Origin of the sequence: Micromonospora sp. NBC_01796 (assembly GCF_035917455.1) — a bacterium.
In the GTDB taxonomy this organism is placed as follows: domain Bacteria; phylum Actinomycetota; class Actinomycetes; order Mycobacteriales; family Micromonosporaceae; genus Micromonospora_G.
In genome coordinates this window covers 1,213,469-1,228,900 of the sequence record NZ_CP109078.1, presented here as the reverse complement: position 1 = coordinate 1,228,900, position 15,432 = coordinate 1,213,469, and the positions used below count along the sequence as shown (strand labels likewise).

The following is a 15,432-nucleotide window of genomic DNA, read 5'->3' as shown; positions in this document are numbered from 1 at the left end:
GTTGGTCGATGATGACCTTCCCGTAGGTCGTGACGACCCGGTGCCCATGGTCAGCACCACGTCACCCGGCTTGGCCATCTGGTTCACGATCCATGCGACGTGCTTCGAGCCCATGGGCAGGGTGTAGCGGTCGTCGTCCAACCGGGTAGCGATCTGTGCCGCGTCGGCGGTGGGCCCTGTGGTCGGAAGGGTCCCGTGTACGTCGAGCAGCATGACGTGATCCGCACGCTCATTCAGGATTTCACCGATGACAGCGCCGAAGGCAGCCACGCGGGAGTGTCCGGAGGGCTGGAACGCGACGAGAACCTGACCGACGGTCAGGGTCCGGGCGGCACAGAGGTCGGCCAATATTTCATTCGGGTGGTCGGCGTAGCTGTCGATCACCGTTACCCCGGCAACCGTCCCGAGGTTCTCGAACCGACGCCGGACTCCGGTGAACGTGGATACCGCCTGGGACGCGGCGACCGGTCCGACGCCGAGGACGTTCGTACAGGCGAGCGCTGCGATGGCGTTATGGACGTGGTGCGGGGCCGGCGTCGACAGCGCCAGCGCGACCTCCTGGCCACTGGGTAGTACCACCTCCGCGCGGAGGTTCCATCCGCTACCGGCCACGCTTGTCAGCCGGTAGTCGGCTGTGCCGCTTCGGCCGTAGCTCAGCACCCGCAGGTCTGCCCGGTACGCCGCGATGCGCGCGGCGACCTCTGCGGCCCCCTCATCGTCGGCGTTGACGATGAGGACACCACCTTTCACGATCCGCTCCGCGAACGCGACGTAGGAATCGACCAGTTCGGCGTGGGTGGCGAAGTTTTCGGGGTGATCGTCGGTCACGTTGGTGATCACGGCGATGGCCGGCGGCAGGAAGAGGAAGGAGCGGTCCGACTCGTCCGCCTCCACGACCATCAGGTCCGATTTGCCGAGCCGGGCGCCCGAGCCTGGGGCATCCAGGTCGGCGCCGATGAGGTAGGTGGGGTCCTCGCCGAGTTGGCGTAGGGCGGTGGCAAGTACGCCCGCGGTGGTGGACTTCCCGTGCGATCCGGATACCGCGATAAGCCTGCGCCGGGTGCACAGGGCCTCGATGGCCTGCGCGCGGTGGATCACAGGGATGCCTGCGCTGCGGGCGGCGTGCACCTCGTCGGCGCCCTGGCCGACGGTGGTGTAGACGACGCAGGACGCGCCCTCGATGTAACTCCGGTGGTGGCCGGGGTACGTGATCACGCCAGCCGTGCGCAGCATTTCCAGGGTAGGCGAGTCGGCGATGTCGCTGCCGGTCACGCGCCGGCCGGACTCCGCAAGCAGCCGGGCCAGCCCGGACATCGCGCACCCGCCAACTCCCACGAAATGGGGTCGGTCGAGGCTGAATGGCCCGGTGTAGGCCGTGGCAACGGGGTTGCCGGTGACAGTGTCGGTCATGGTGCCGTTCTCCTTGTCATAGGCGGTCAACAACCTGATCTCGTAGAGCTGGCCCGCGTAGCCAGGCAGTTGGACAATGTGCCCGATTGATTCCGGTGACCTGGCAGTCGGCTCTCGCGGTTCTGACAACCAAGTTGAGCGATCGAGGTGTGCGGAGGAAAGATCCCTGGATGGGGAGGGATGGGGATCCTTCGACAGGGGGAGGATCCCCATCCCTCCCCCTGTGTTCGGTCCAAGAATTCGATTACTCTGTGACCGGACCTCGCTGAATTGTGTGTGGCGCGGCACGGTTGCCGTCGACACCGGGACCCGAGACAGGTATCGGAGGACGGATCGTGTCGAACGATCTTCTCCGTTTGGCACGGGAGCAGGTGCCGTCATCTGTCCACCCTGGTAAGCCGACCTCGCGGAAAGAGCTCGCGGATCTCGTCAACAATTTGCTGTACGGCCACAGATCGGCGCACAGCGGCTTCGATGCGAACTACGTCGGCAAGCTGGAGCGAGGTGAGATCCGATGGCCACAGGAGGAATACCGGAAGGCGCTTCGGGTGGTCCTCAATGTCAGGGACGACGTCGATCTGGGTTTCTGTGCGGCTAAGGCTCGTAGTGGCCATGCCCCGGGGGAGTCAGTCAACGTTGGCGGCAGGGAGAAGGGAGCCGTTGCATGGCAGACGCCGGGCGCACACGTCCTTCAACATCGGGGCTTGGTCCCTCAGTCCGGACCCCGCTCGAAAGATTCGTTCCAGTTCGGTGATCCGCTAGCGCCTGCCCCGGTGTCGCTGCTGGCGCCCGGGCGGGGACCCGCTGCGACAGCGCCATTGCGACAGCCGTTCACACTGTGGGCACCCGAGGGCCGATTCTTTCCAGGGTTAGCACTTGAGGCATACGTGCACCCTGCCGTCATCCGTGGGCAGATCATGGTCACGGTTCCGGACGGATACGGTGACGATCCGATCCTCAACCGGCCAGGGCGAGCACTGGTGGTCGGCAGCACGGAGAGCAGGGACGGCAACCGACTGTTCGGGATGGATTCTCGGCACGTTCGCCGGCGGCTGCGCGGCGCAATGCCCGGGGCGCGATTAGCAATTCCCCACGCTTACGTCCTTGACGAGCTCACCTCCGCCGTCCTGTGGGCTGTGACAAACCTTGACGCAGCACTGCTCGCCGACGACGATCTGCTAGAAGAATCACGTCGTGACCTGCCCGGATATGAGCCTATGGTGCGGTCGGCGGCAAGCCGGGATCTCGCCGCTGACCTCACGCCCGCCGCGCAGATCTGGCTCGGTTCCGCGTTCTGTGCCGGCCACATTCGCCGCCACTACCCGACGTTGACTGACGTACCCGTGTTCTGGACCCAGGAGAGCAACGGGGAGGAGGCCAGCACCTGGTTGCTGTTCGGCCACAAACTCGAATACCTGCGGGCGACGGCCGAACGATTCATCGGCGCGGGACCCGTACGCATCTTCTGCATCCCGCGTTCAGCGCTCGACGGGTCACCCACGGGCGAACGGATCTTGTTGCTGCTGGCGGTGGCCCTCATAGAGTCATACGGCATCAAGGTCGTCGTCACCGACGAGCCGGAGTACGCCGGCACAGCCGGATTTGTCTCCGACCGTCGTCGCGCGATCGTTGCGACCTGGGTGCGGGCCGATGGCATCTGGCACGTTGACGTCACCAGTGATCGGTCAACACTGCGGGAGTACACCGACGCCGCCAACGGGGCCATAATCCACTCGGTTATCGCCGGGCCCGCGTCCCATGAGAGGCTCCGCGCACTTGCCGACTACCTGGGGTTGGACTGGTTACCCCTGGTCCGTCGCTGCCGCGAGCTTGCTGATCATGGCCTCGCGGGGATCGCCCAACCGCGAAGCCGCCACCTTTCGACGGCCGGCATCGACCGTAGCTGTCGATACGTCGCCGGTGTCGACCTCGACGCCTACTAGGCTCAGCCACCACCACAACCGATTGCGTCGAGGAGATCTTGCGTGGCCGCGACACCTGCCGATGACGTGCCGCGAGTTGTCGTGTTCGGCCTTGGCGGCACCATCGCTATGACCACCGGGGCTGCCGGTGGCGTTGTGCCTGCCCTGTCAGCCGATCAACTCGTCGCTGCGGTACCTGGCCTGGGGGACACCGGCATCGACGTGAAGGTGGTCAACTTCCGCAACCGCCCAGGTGCATCGTTGACCTTCGAGGATCTGACGGAACTCGCTTCCCAGGTGCGGGGACATTTCGACCTCGGGGTGGCCGGGGCGGTGATCACGCAGGGCACGGACACGATCGAGGAGACCGCCTACCTGCTCGACCTGCTCCATGACCAGCCGCAGCCCGTGGTGGTAACCGGGGCTATGCGCAACCCCACCCTTGCCGGCGCGGATGGCGCGGGCAACCTCCTTGCCGCCATCGTCGTGGCGGCCAGCGCGCAGGCCCGACACCTCGGCTCCGTAGTGGTTCTCGCCGACGAAATCCACGCGGCGGCCCGCGTGCGCAAGACCCACTCGACCAGCGCCGCTACCTTCGCCTCTCCCGACGGAGGGCCACTGGGGTACCTCATCGAGGGCATTCCCAGGATTCTCAACCGCGTACGACGCCACGTCTTGCAGGGCCCGTTCGAGCCTGGCCCCCGCCAGCGGCGAATCGGTCTACACACGGCGACTATCGGTGACGACGGCCAGATTCTTACGGCGCTCGCCGACCAGGTTGATGGCCTCATCGTGGCGGGCTTCGGGGTGGGCCATGTCCCGGAGGCGTGGGTGCTCCCACTGACGGACCTGTCCGCTCGGATTCCCGTGGTCCTTGCCTCCCGCACCGGCGCCGGCCCTGTCCTTTCCAGCACCTATGGATTCCCCGGCTCCGAGCGCGACCTGTTGAGCCGAGGTCTCATCTCTGCCGGGCTGCTCGACCCGTACAAGGCACGCATCCTGCTGCACCTGTGTCTCGCCAGGGGTGCCGACCGCGCCCAGGTCGCGGCGGCCTTCCAGGCTGCTGGCGGATTGGGTGACCCCGCAGAGTGGTCGTGGCCGGCACCCGCTCGGGCCACGGTGACGGCAGCGGATCTCTGAAGGGGCACACGGATGCGCAGTCATGAGGTGACCGCCGGACGTACGTTGGTGGTTGTCATGGACCACGGCGAGGACTTCTACACAGCTCTTGCCGACGCGTGCCAGGTCCACGGTATTCGTCAGGGATACATTCCCATGTTCATCGGCGGTATGAGTAGCGTCGAGATCGTCGGGACCTGTGAGCGCCTCGAAGATCCCCAAGCTCCTGTCTGGTCCAAGGTCCACTTGACGAACGTCGAGGCGCTTGGCGCCGGCACGCTCGCCTACGACGATACGACCGATACCGTTTTGCCTCATATCCACGTCAGCGTCGGGTTGAAGGCCCAAAGTGCGGTTGGGCACACCAGTCACCTGCTTGCTGCCACGGTTCAGTTCGTCACGGAGTTGGTCATCATCGAGGTCACGCAGCCGGCGATGAGCCGTCCACGACAGCCGCACCTCTACGACGTGCCGCTTCTTCGGATCGACTCCATCCCCGGAGTGTGAGTCCTCTGGGGCAGGTCGTCCGCTGACGCGTCTTGCCCTTGATCGACGCGTACTGAGCTGGCTCGCTTGATCCGTGCACGCTGAGCTGTTCTCGGGGCGCCCTGGGCAACGGCTCAGCGCGTGGATCAAGGTTCGCGGGCTGGAGCCTGGCGCGACCGCCGCCCTCGTGACCAGACTTCGTCAACCGAATGAGTGGTGCCCACGCGCTGTGGCGAATTCCTGCCCCCATGGGGGCAGCACGTCGCCACAGCCCTGCCGATCAGTCGCCCAACCCGCGAGTACCACCCACCCCTCCCTCCCCCAACCCCAAACCCGGGCGATCTTGCAGTTGTGGTGCCGCGAATCGTGGCCTTGGTCGGATTTGTGAACGACCACAACTGCAAGATCGTCGCGCTCCTCGCTGTGGGGCGGCGTCGGGGGGTGGGGGTGGGGTGGGGGGTGCCGGGGGGCGCATAGGATACGTGGTCATGGCACGCGTGCTCACTCCCCGTGCGGAGGATTTCCCCCGCTGGTACCAGGACCTGATCGCCAAAGCGCAGCTCGCCGACAACGGCCCGGTGCGTGGCACGATGGTCATCCGACCAGCGGGCTACGCCATCTGGGAGCGTATGCAGGCCGAGATGGACAACCGGATCAAGGCGGCAGGGGCGGAGAACGCCTACTTCCCGCTGTTCATCCCGGAGTCCTACCTCAAGCGTGAGGCCGAGCACGTCGAGGGCTTCTCCCCGGAGCTGGCCGTGGTCACCCACGGTGGCGGCAAGCCGCTGGCCGAGCCGATCGTGGTACGCCCCACCAGCGAGACCGTGATCGGCGAGTTCATGGCCAAGTGGGTCGACTCGTACCGGGACCTGCCGCTGCTGCTCAACCAGTGGGCGAACGTGGTGCGGTGGGAACTGCGCCCCCGGATCTTCCTGCGTACGAGCGAGTTCCTGTGGCAGGAGGGGCACACCGCGCACGTCGACGAGGCGGACGCGCGGGCCTACGCCCGCCGGATCCTGCACGAGGTGTACGAGGACATGATGGTCAACGTACTGGCCATCCCGGTGGTGGTCGGGCGCAAGACCGCGCGTGAGCGGTTCGCCGGTGCGACCAGCACGTACACGCTCGAAGGCATGATGGGCGACGGCAAGGCGCTGCAACTCGGCACCAGCCACGAGCTCGGGCAGAACTTCGCCAAGGCGTTCGACATCACCTACTCCGCCGCGACCGGCGGCATGCAGCACGCGTGGACCACCTCCTGGGGCACCTCGACCCGGATGCTCGGCGGCCTGATCATGACCCACGGTGACGACAACGGGCTCCGGGTGCCGCCCCGGCTCGCCCCGATCCAGGCGTACGTGATGGTGGTCAAGGCCGGCGACGGGGTCAGCGAGGCGGCGGCGAAGCTCCGCGACGCGTTGCGCGACGCCGGGGTCCGGGTCGCACTGGACGAGCGGGTCGACACCCCGTTCGGCCGCCGGGCCGTCGACGCCGAGCTCAAGGGCTATCCGGTACGGGTCGAGGTCGGCCCCCGCGACCTGGCCGCCGGAAACGCGGTCGTGGTCCGGCGTACGGACGGGTCGAAGACCCCGGTCCCGGTCGCCGACGCGGTCTCGGCGGTGCTCGCCGCGCTCGACGCCGACCAGAAGGCCCTGCACGACGAGGCCCTCGAACTGCGCAGGTCCCGCACCTTCGAGGTGAGCACGCTGGCCGAGGCGATCGAGGCGGCGGCCACCGGCTGGGCCCGGGTGCCGTGGTCGGCGGTCGGTGTCGAGGGCGAGGCCGAGGCGAACGGGCAGGGTGTCACCGTACGCTGCCTGGTTCGTGCCGACGGCTCGGTGCCGGACTCGGAGGACGAGCCCGACCTGGTCGCCATCCTGGCCCGCTCCTACTGAGGCCCGCTGATCCTGCGGTGTCCGCCAGTGCCCGCGACGACCTGCTGACCGGGACGTCCGCGTCCCGGTTCGCCCCCGGCCGGCTGATCATGCACCGCAACGTGCGTCGGGGGCGGATCGGTTGGGTCCGGTCGGCCCGGGTGGTCAGCGACGACGAGCGCGGTCTGCTGGTCTGGATCGCGCGTGGTGCGCCGGTCGCGCACGAGGTCGCCGACGACGGCCGGGGTATGCGGGCGATGCCGTTCGCCGAGTGGCTGAGCCGTTCCTACCGGCTCGCCACCGGCGTCTGGGCGGGTCCGCCGCTGCTGAAGTTCCTGCCGACCGGTGCCGACCACTCGGTCTGGTTGTTCCGCGACGCCGAGGACCGGTTCGCCCACTGGTACGTCAACCTCGAAGAGCACGGTGTGCGCTGGGACGACGGCGAGGTGGCCGGGGTGGACGTGGTCGACCAGGACCTCGACATCGTGGTCGACCCGGACCTGACCTGGCGCTGGAAGGACGAGGAGGAGTTCGTCGAGCGCCTCGCCTTCCCCGACGGCTACTGGGTGCCGGACGAGGCGGCGGTACGGGCCGAGGGGCAGCGGGTGGTACGGATGATCGAGGCCGGCGAGTTCCCGTTCGACGGAACCTGGCGCGACTTCGTACCCGATCCGGGGTGGACGGTGCCGGCGTCGCTGCCGCCGGGTTGGGATCGGCCCCCGGTGCGCTGAGCGCCCGGCGGGATCTGGGACGGCTCCCGCGGTTCCGCGCCGAACCGACCGGCGAGTCCGGACAAAATGGCACTACCAAGAGTGTCGCCCTCCTGACAGAAGCCGTAAAACCGCAGGTCAGGGCCCTAGGCTCCGGGCAAGTCGTTCCCCTGGTGGGAGGTCCCCGTGGCCGACCAGATCACCTCCTGGGCAGACCTGCAGGCACGCGCGGCCGAGATCCTCGCCCGGGTCAACGCCGACCCCCGGTTGGGCCGCGCCGCCGCGGCCAACCCGCTGCTCGCCATCGAGCGGCTGGACTACAGCATCGACCCCGAGATCAGGCCCGCCCTCGCCGACCAGCTCAGGTTGGGCCCCGGCGCCGCCGGCCGCCTCGCCGACCTGCGTCGGGAGGTTGCCGGACTGGCCGGCCGGGCGGTCGACCCGGACGACGCCGAGGACGTACGGCGGCTCCTCGTCGAACTCGGCATCGTCGCCGTGGCACCGGGACCGGTGCTGGACACCAGACCGCCGCGCTGGCGACCCGGTGGCGCCGGCCCGGACCCGCTCCGGCGTCTGCGCGACCAGCATCCGGTGCTGCCGCCGCTGCTCGACTACCGGCGGATCTCGGCCGCCCGGCCCCGGTTCGCATCCGAACGGATCTTCGTCGCGCTGCTCGACGGCGAGCGGACACCGCCGGTGACCGTCGTGGCCGCACGGTTGCGGCGGGGCACCCCACCGACCGCCGACCTGTAGCGCGAAGGGAGGACCATGGCCGACACCCACGGGTTCGACGTCGTGATCGCGGCGACGCCATCGGTCCTGCGCAAGGCGCTGCGCGGGGCCTGGCAGTCCGCCGGGTGCGGCGACACCGGCACGGTCCCCGCGTACGTGCCGATCCCGGCCGGGCTCGACCTCGGCGGCCGGACCACCTCGGGCGGGCAACTGGAGATCCCGCAGCAGCACCTCGACGCCGAACTGGTGCCCGAGATCGACGGCTGCCGGCTCGTCTTCGGCGCGATCGTCCAGGTGACCCTCGCCGACCCGCCGGTTCCGTCCGCCCGGTTGCTCGACCTGACCGCCACCGTACGGGTCGAGGCGCCGATCGAGCCGCTGCCGGGTTCCCTCGACGTCGGGATCCGGTTCGACGGGCTGCCCCGTACGGCGGTCGACGTGATGGTCACCGGTGATCCGGTCGGCGGCAAACTCGACCAGCTCCTCGCCGAGTACCTGCACCTCGCGTACGGCAACGGGGAACTGGGCGGGACGGTCCACCCCGGTGTGCCGACCATCCCGCACGAGCGGGACGAGTCCGGGCAGGCGCTCTCCGTCGGCGGCAACAACTACACCGTCGACACCCACCTGGAGTTCTACGACGACCAGGGGCAGCCCGGCTACCGGATCGAGGTGACCCGACCCGACCCCGGACACGTGCTGATCAGCCTCCCGGCCTACCTGCGGATGGTCGACCTCATCGGAGACGGGCCGGCGCCCGAACTGGCCGACCCGATGGGGATCGAGGCACGGGTGGAGATCCTCGCCGAGCTGGAGGCACCGCCGGGGGTGTACACGGTCCGGTTCGACACGGCGGTGGTGACCGTCGGACCGATCGCCCCCGCGCCGGGGCTGGAGGGCACGAACTACACCGTGAACAACGGCAGCCTGTTCGGACTCCTCGAAAACACCCTCCGTACCCGGCTCGGCCGGCAGGGCGCGGACCTGGTCCAGGGCTTCGGGCCGCGTACGGTGCCGGTGCCGACCGCCGGGCAGCTCGCCGCGCTGATCGGCGACCTGTTCCACACCGACCTGGCCGCCCGCGGTCACCTGGCGCTCTGGACCCCACAGGCCGGCGGCGAACGGTTCGAGGCGCGGGACGTCGCCACCCGGGCGCGTTCCGACTCGCTCGTCATCGCGGTCAACGCCGCCCCCGGAGCGGACATCGGGGCGATCGGCCCACTGGTCCCGGCCGGCCGGGAGTTCGCGATCGCCCTGGCCGGACCGGTCGTCCGGGCCGGGATCGAGGCCGCCCGCGCCGGCAACGGCTGGGCCGCAGCGGACCTGCCCCGCCGGGTCGACCGGGACGGCAGCCGCGCCGACGTACGCGAACTCGACGTCGAGCTGGTCGACGGGGCGATCCGGATGACCGGTGCGCTGACCGTGGTCGACGCGGTCCTCGGCAGCATCGACGTGGACGCCACCTTCCGGGCCGACGCGGGCCTGCGCTGGCATCCCGACGGGGTGCTCGACGCGGACGGGATCCAGGCGATGGAGTACCAGGTGGTCGGTGACCCCGACATCGACCCGGCGGAGTCGACCGCGTTCTGGCTGGTGGCGCTCATCCTCGCGGTGGTGAGCTGGGGGGCGGGCAGCATCCTGGTCGGGATCGTCATCGTGGTGGTGGCCGCCGTGGTCAGCGGTGTCGCCGCCAGCATCGGCAGTTCGACCAGGGCCGACCCGGTCACCGGTGTGCTCCGGGGACTCACCGGTTGGCCTCCCGAACTCGCCCGGATCGGCCGGGTCCGGGCCGTCTTCCACGACCCGATCACGATCGCCGCCGACGGGCTGGTCCTCGCCGGGACCCTGGAGGTGCTCGGCCCCCACCCGCAGACCCCGGTGCTCGCCGCCCGCAGCGGCGGCTCGTACACCGGGACCGCCGGATCCGCGCTGACCCTGACCGCCGGGCACACCGCCCCGGCCGCCGGGTACACCTGGTCGCCCGGCGACGGCAGCCCGGCGACGACGACCCGCGACCTCACCCACACCTACTCCGCCTGCGGTGTCTACCTGGCCGAACACTCCCTCACGATCACCGAACCCGGCGGCGCGACCAGCCGGAGCTTCGCCCTGGTGTACGTGGCGAACGTGCCGCCGATCGTCGATGCCGGCCCCGACCTGGTGGTCGACGAGGGTGAACTCGTCACGCTCGTGGGCCGGTTCTCCGACCCGGACTGGACCGACTCGCACGAAACCACCTGGAACTTCGGTGACGCGTCCGGGACCGAGCCGGGCACGGTGGTCCAGACGAGCAGACCGCCCCGGTCGGAGGGGACCAGCACCGTACGGCACGCCTGGTCCGACAACGGGGTCTACGAGGTGACCCTGCGGGTCCGGGACCGCAACGGGGGCATGGCCACCGACTCCCGGCTGGTGACCGTACGGAACGTGCCGCCGACCGTGGACGCCGGGCCGGACCTGTTCACGTACCCGAGTACGGTCCTCACCCTCACCGCCACGTTCAGCGATCCGGGGTGGTGTGACACCCACACCGCGACCTGGGCGTTCGGTGACTGCGCCACCCCGATCCCGGCGGTGGTGACCGAGGTCCACCGGTCCCCGGCGAGTAGGGGGAACGCGGTCGCCGCGCACCGGTACCCGGACCGGGGCACCTTCCTGGCCCGCTGCACGGTTGCCGACGACGACGGCGGTACGGGCAGCGACGAGGTGGTGATCCGGGCGGTCGACGTGGTCAACCGGCACTTCGAGGACGGGTTCACCCAGCGCGGCACCGGGGCGGTGGCGATCGGCTGGGAGCCGTACCTGTGCGCGTCGGCGGCGACCGACACCGCGCCCCGGCACACCGCGAGCAACGTCGTCGTCCACGGTGGACGTCGTGCCCAGGGACTCCAGGCCGCCGCCCGTGAACGGGTCGGGGTGTTTCAGCGGATCGGCGCCAACCCGGACTGGTTGTACCAGCTCACCGCCTGGTACGACCTGGACCAGGCCCGGCCGGGTACGGCCCGGCTCGGCGTCGACCCGGCCGGTGGCCACGACCCGGGCGCCGACACCATCGTGTGGAGCGACGGTACGGCGTCCGAGCGGTGGAGCCCGCTGACCGTACGGGTCACCGCCCGTTCCGCCGCGATCACGGTTTTCCTGGAGGCGTACCGGCCGGACGGGCGGGATCCGGCTCCGGGTGTGGAGCGGGTCTGGTTCGACGACGTGGAGCTGCTCGCCGCGCAGCCGTACTGCCCGCCGGCCCCGCCGCCGCCGACCGAGGTCACGCTCGACTTCGGTGACCGGGAACGGGGCACCCAGTTCCCGCCGGAGTGGACCGAGCAGGGCTTCGGCCTGCGTACACCAGACGGTGGTGGTCGGTCGGTCGTGCCGTTGGACCCCCCGGCCACCGGTACGGCGCTGCGCCTCGGTCTCGGCCTGGTGCTCCGGCTGCCGCGTCCGGCGGAGCGGGTCACGCTCACCCTGCTCAACGCCGGTGGCCGCCCGCTGTCGCTGACCGCGGTCGACGCGGCCGGCAACATCCGGGACCGGGCGCAGGTGCCCCCGGCCAGTCCGGCGCTGCCGGGAGTCGCGGTACTGACCGGACCGGGCATCGTCGCGGTCCGGGTCGACGGTCGCGGGGTGGAGGCGTTCCTGGTCCGCTGCCGGGTGGTGCTCGAAACACCCGTACCGCCCGGTCCCCGCCCGCCGGCCGGCGGCGCCGGCACCCCGGCGGCAACGGGTCCGATCGGAAGGGGCTGGCGTGGTTGAGTCGAGGAAGGTGATGACGGTGGTCGGTGCGGCGACGGTGGACGACCGGTGGCTGACCAGTGCGCGTACCCGTACCGCCCTGGCCGACCTGGACCGGCGGATGAAGGACGCGGTGGCGTCGCGGGATCCGGGCCTGTGGACGATGGCCACCGCCCTGCTCGACCGGGGCGGCAAACGGATCCGGCCGGCGTTGCTGCTGGTGGCGGGGGAGTTCGGCACCTTCCGGCCGGACCGGTTACTGGACGCCGCCGCCGCCCTGGAACTGCTCCACCTGGCCACGCTCTACCACGACGACGTGCTCGACCGGGCCGTGACCCGCCGGCACGGGCCGAGCGTGAACGCCCAGTGGGGTGACTCGAGCGCCCTGGTCACCGGCACCTTCCTGGTGGCGCGGGCGAGCGCGCTGATCGCCACCTTCGACGACGGCTACGGCCGGGAGACCGCGCGGGCGCTGGTGGAACTCTGCACCGGTCAGCTCCGGGAGACCGAGAACGCCTTCCACACCGGCCTGACCGAGGCCGAGTACCTGGAGATCATCGCCGGTAAGACCGCCACCCTGTTCGAACTTCCGTGCCGGCTGGGTGCCCGGCTGGCGGGTGCCCCGGACCGGATCGTCACCGCCCTGTCCCGCTACGGCCACGACCTGGGCGTCGCGTTCCAACTCGCCGACGACGCCCTGGACGTCTGGGGCAGCGCCGAGCGGCTGGGCAAGTACCCGCTCGGCGACGTCCGGGAGGGTGTCTACACGCTGTCCGTACTCCGGTTGCTGGCCCGTGGCACACCGGCCGCGCTACGGGTACGGGAACTGCTCGGTGTGCTCGAACCGGGTGCCGCCCAACTGGCCGAGGTACGCAACCTGGTGCTCCGCTCCGGGGTGGTGGACCAGGTCCTCGGTGAGGCCCGCGAACTCGCCGCCCGTGCCCGGAGCCACCTCGCCGGGCTGCCCGCAGGACCGGCCCGGGAGTCGCTGTGGCGGCTGGCCGACCATGCCATCGCCCGGGCCGGTTGAGATGGCCGGGGAGATCGGCCCGGCCCGGCTCGACGCGGTGGTCGTCGGCGCCGGACCGGCCGGGTCGGCGACCGCGTACCACCTGGCCAGGCGGGGCCGGCGGGTACTGCTGGTCGACCGGCGCGGCTTCCCCCGGGAGAAGAGCTGCGGGGACGGGCTGACCCGGGCCGCGGTGCGGCTGCTGGCCGACATGGGGGTGCTGGCGGAACTGGACGGGGCGGCCAGGGTGGTCGGGGTCCGGGTCCGGATGCGGGGCCGGGGCAGCCGGGACTTCCGGTACGACGGGGACGGGCCGCTCGCGTACGGGATGGTGGTTCCCCGGCTGGAACTCGACGCGAAGCTCTGCCACTCGGCGGTCCGGGCCGGCGCCACGCTCTGGCCCGACGCCCGCGCGACCTACCTGCTGGGCGAGCCGGGTGCCGTACGCGGGGTGGAGATCGAACGGGAGGGGCGGCGGATGGCGGTCCGGGCTCCGGTGGTGGTCGCCGCCGACGGGGCAAACTCCGGGCTGGGCCGGCAGGCCGGACTCCGTACGGGCGCGGCGGACCAGACCGGTTTCGCCGCCCGTGGTTATTTCACCGGTGTGGTCGGACTCGACCCGCTGCTGGAGATCCATATGCCGCTGTTCGACGTGACCGAACGGCACCTGCTGCCCTCGTACGGCTGGGTCTTCCCGGTCGGCGGCGGGGTGGTGAACGTCGGGGTCGGCCTGTTCGACCCGTCCCACCGGGACAGTGTCCGCAGCCTCTACGACCGGTTCGTGACCGACCTGATCGCGACCGACCCCCGGTTCCGGCGGGCCCGTCCGGTGGGCCGGATGAGCGGGGCGCCGCTGCGGCTCGACTTCGACCCGGCCCGTTGCGGGGTGCCGGGGCTGCTGCTGGTCGGCGACGCCGCCGGGCTGGTGAGCCCGTTCACGGGCGAGGGGATCAGCTTCGCGCTGGAGTCCGGGACGCTGGCCGCCGCCAAGATCGACGCGGCGCTGCACGAGTCCGCCGACGCACCGGTCGACCCCACCCCGTACGCCCGCGAGCTGGGCGCCCGGCACGCCGGTTACTTCGAGTCCGGCCGCCACGCGGCACGCCGTTACCTGCTCACCTGGCGGATGCTGGAGTCGACCTTCGACGACGACCGGCCGATCTTCACCCTGTGCCGGTGGTTGGCGCTGCATCCCGACGGCGTCCGTGCCGAACAGGTCCTCAGGCCGCTCCCACCGCTCGATCCCGGCCTGGGCCGAGCACTGCGGCGGGACCTTACCGCCGTGGCCGAGCTGCTGGCCGGTTGCGTACGCGAGGACTGGCCGATGTTCGTCCGGCTGCTCGCGGTCGACCGGGACCCGGCGGCGGTCTCGATCCGCCCGGCGGTGCTCCTGCTCGCCGCCGCGTACGTCGGCGGCCGTCGCAGCCCGGTCAGCCACGCGCTGGCGGCGGCGGTGGATCTCGGCCTGCTCGCCGGCCTGGCGATGGACGGTGCCGGCGCCCCGCCCGCCCGGCCTTCCCCCGGCCTCCCGAAACCCCGTGGCGCCCCGTCCCGCGACTCCGGCCCGTGGGTGCCGTCGCCCCGTGCCGCCCCGAGCGCCGGTGACCCGGCCGGTGGTCGGGACGGCGGCCCGGCCCCGGTGCCGTGGGGGAGCCGGTTCGCGATCCTGCTCGCCGACTACCTGCTCGCCCGCGCGTACGAGTTGGCCGCCCAGGGCGGGGCGGCGGTGGTGACGGAGTTCGCCGACGCGCTGACCGCGAACTGCGAGGGCCGGGCCCGGGAACTCCGTACCGCCGACGCCGCCCCACCGGGCGGAACACCTATCCCCGGTACGACCGCCCACCGGTCACCGCCCGGTCCGTCGCCCGGTCTGTCTTCCGGGGCGTTGCCCGGTCTGCGGCCCGGGACGTCTACCGGGACGGGGGTGGGAGCGGTGGCCGGGGTCGACTGGTCGGCGCGGGTGGAGCTGCTCACCGCCCGGATGGCCACCACGTTCGAGCTGCCCTGCCGGTTGGGCGGGCGGCTCGGCGGTGCCGGTCCGCCGGTGGTCGACGCGCTGGCCCGCTACGGGCGGCACCTGGGGGTGAGCTACGCACTGGCCGACGAACTGCGGGCGGCCGGTGGGCAGCGACGGCCGGCGGGTGGCGAACCGGGGCCGGCGGGTGGCGAGCTTCGGGGGAGCCTCGGGGGACCGCGCGGCGTCGCGGTGCCGTCGTCGGAGGGCTCCCTGGCCGAGCTGACCGAGCTGGCCCGGCTGGTCGACGAGCACGCCCGGCAGGCCCGCCGGGCGCTCGACCGGGTGCCCGACGGGCCCGCCCGCGACCTGCTGCACCGGCTGGCCGAGGGGCCGGTGGTCCGGCACGGGTGGTACTCCGGGATGATCGGGGACGACGCGGACGGGGAGGCGTCGTGAGAGCGACGAACCGGACAATCATGGCGAA

General features: G+C 71.0%; 9 protein-coding genes and 1 pseudogene. 9 read left to right on the top strand and 1 reads right to left on the bottom strand.

The features are described from left to right. Positions 1-96: 96 nt before the first annotated feature. Positions 97-1,314, bottom strand: a pseudogene (locus tag OIE47_RS05650) (UDP-N-acetylmuramate--L-alanine ligase); the annotation flags it as partial. A 431-nt stretch (positions 1,315-1,745) separates the two neighbouring features. Here OIE47_RS05650 and OIE47_RS05645 point away from each other — a divergent pair. The 9 genes from OIE47_RS05645 (at position 1,746) to OIE47_RS05605 (ending at position 15,404) form a co-directional block, all read left to right on the top strand. Continuing rightward, the gene (locus tag OIE47_RS05645) at positions 1,746-3,353 is read left to right on the top strand and encodes a hypothetical protein (RefSeq protein WP_442792054.1); all 1,608 of its coding nucleotides are present in this window, start codon (positions 1,746-1,748) and stop codon (positions 3,351-3,353) included. Between the two features lie 42 nt (positions 3,354-3,395). Beyond that, the gene (locus OIE47_RS05640) at positions 3,396-4,472 is read left to right on the top strand and encodes an asparaginase (protein ID WP_326560431.1); all 1,077 of its coding nucleotides are present in this window, start codon (positions 3,396-3,398) and stop codon (positions 4,470-4,472) included. Positions 4,473-4,484: 12 nt separating this feature from the next. Beyond that, positions 4,485-4,958: a PPC domain-containing DNA-binding protein gene (locus OIE47_RS05635; protein ID WP_326560430.1), complete on the top strand. Its 474-nt coding sequence runs from the start codon at positions 4,485-4,487 to the stop codon at positions 4,956-4,958. Positions 4,959-5,425: 467 nt separating this feature from the next. Beyond that, complete coding sequence (proS, locus tag OIE47_RS05630) at positions 5,426-6,832, top strand: proline--tRNA ligase (protein ID WP_326560429.1); 1,407 nt, start codon at positions 5,426-5,428, stop codon at positions 6,830-6,832. 89 nt (positions 6,833-6,921) lie between these two features. Continuing rightward, positions 6,922-7,542 carry a DUF402 domain-containing protein gene (locus tag OIE47_RS05625; RefSeq protein WP_326562999.1) on the top strand — a complete coding sequence of 207 codons (621 nt, stop codon included), beginning with the start codon at positions 6,922-6,924 and terminating at the stop codon, positions 7,540-7,542. A 165-nt stretch (positions 7,543-7,707) separates the two neighbouring features. After that, the gene (locus OIE47_RS05620) at positions 7,708-8,274 is read left to right on the top strand and encodes a hypothetical protein (protein WP_326560428.1); all 567 of its coding nucleotides are present in this window, start codon (positions 7,708-7,710) and stop codon (positions 8,272-8,274) included. Between the two features lie 15 nt (positions 8,275-8,289). Beyond that, a complete protein-coding gene (locus tag OIE47_RS05615; protein WP_326560427.1) occupies positions 8,290-12,003 on the top strand; it encodes a PKD domain-containing protein in 3,714 nt (1,237 codons plus the stop codon). After that, positions 11,996-13,012: a polyprenyl synthetase family protein gene (locus OIE47_RS05610; RefSeq protein ID WP_326560426.1), complete on the top strand. Its 1,017-nt coding sequence runs from the start codon at positions 11,996-11,998 to the stop codon at positions 13,010-13,012. The genes OIE47_RS05615 and OIE47_RS05610 overlap by 8 nt, the downstream gene beginning before the upstream one ends. A 1-nt stretch (position 13,013) precedes the next feature. Beyond that, entirely contained in the window at positions 13,014-15,404 is a 2,391-nt protein-coding gene (locus tag OIE47_RS05605; RefSeq protein WP_326560425.1) for a geranylgeranyl reductase family protein, read from the top strand. Positions 15,405-15,432: the final 28 nt, after the last annotated feature.

Coding starts and splice junctions, on each gene's coding strand:
- OIE47_RS05605 (WP_326560425.1), top strand. CDS start 13,014: ATGGCCGGGGAGATCGGCCCGGCCCGGCTCGACGCGGTGGTCGTCGGC.
- OIE47_RS05635 (WP_326560430.1), top strand. CDS start 4,485: ATGCGCAGTCATGAGGTGACCGCCGGACGTACGTTGGTGGTTGTCATG.
- OIE47_RS05625 (WP_326562999.1), top strand. CDS start 6,922: ATGCACCGCAACGTGCGTCGGGGGCGGATCGGTTGGGTCCGGTCGGCC.
- proS (WP_326560429.1), top strand. CDS start 5,426: ATGGCACGCGTGCTCACTCCCCGTGCGGAGGATTTCCCCCGCTGGTAC.
- OIE47_RS05615 (WP_326560427.1), top strand. CDS start 8,290: ATGGCCGACACCCACGGGTTCGACGTCGTGATCGCGGCGACGCCATCG.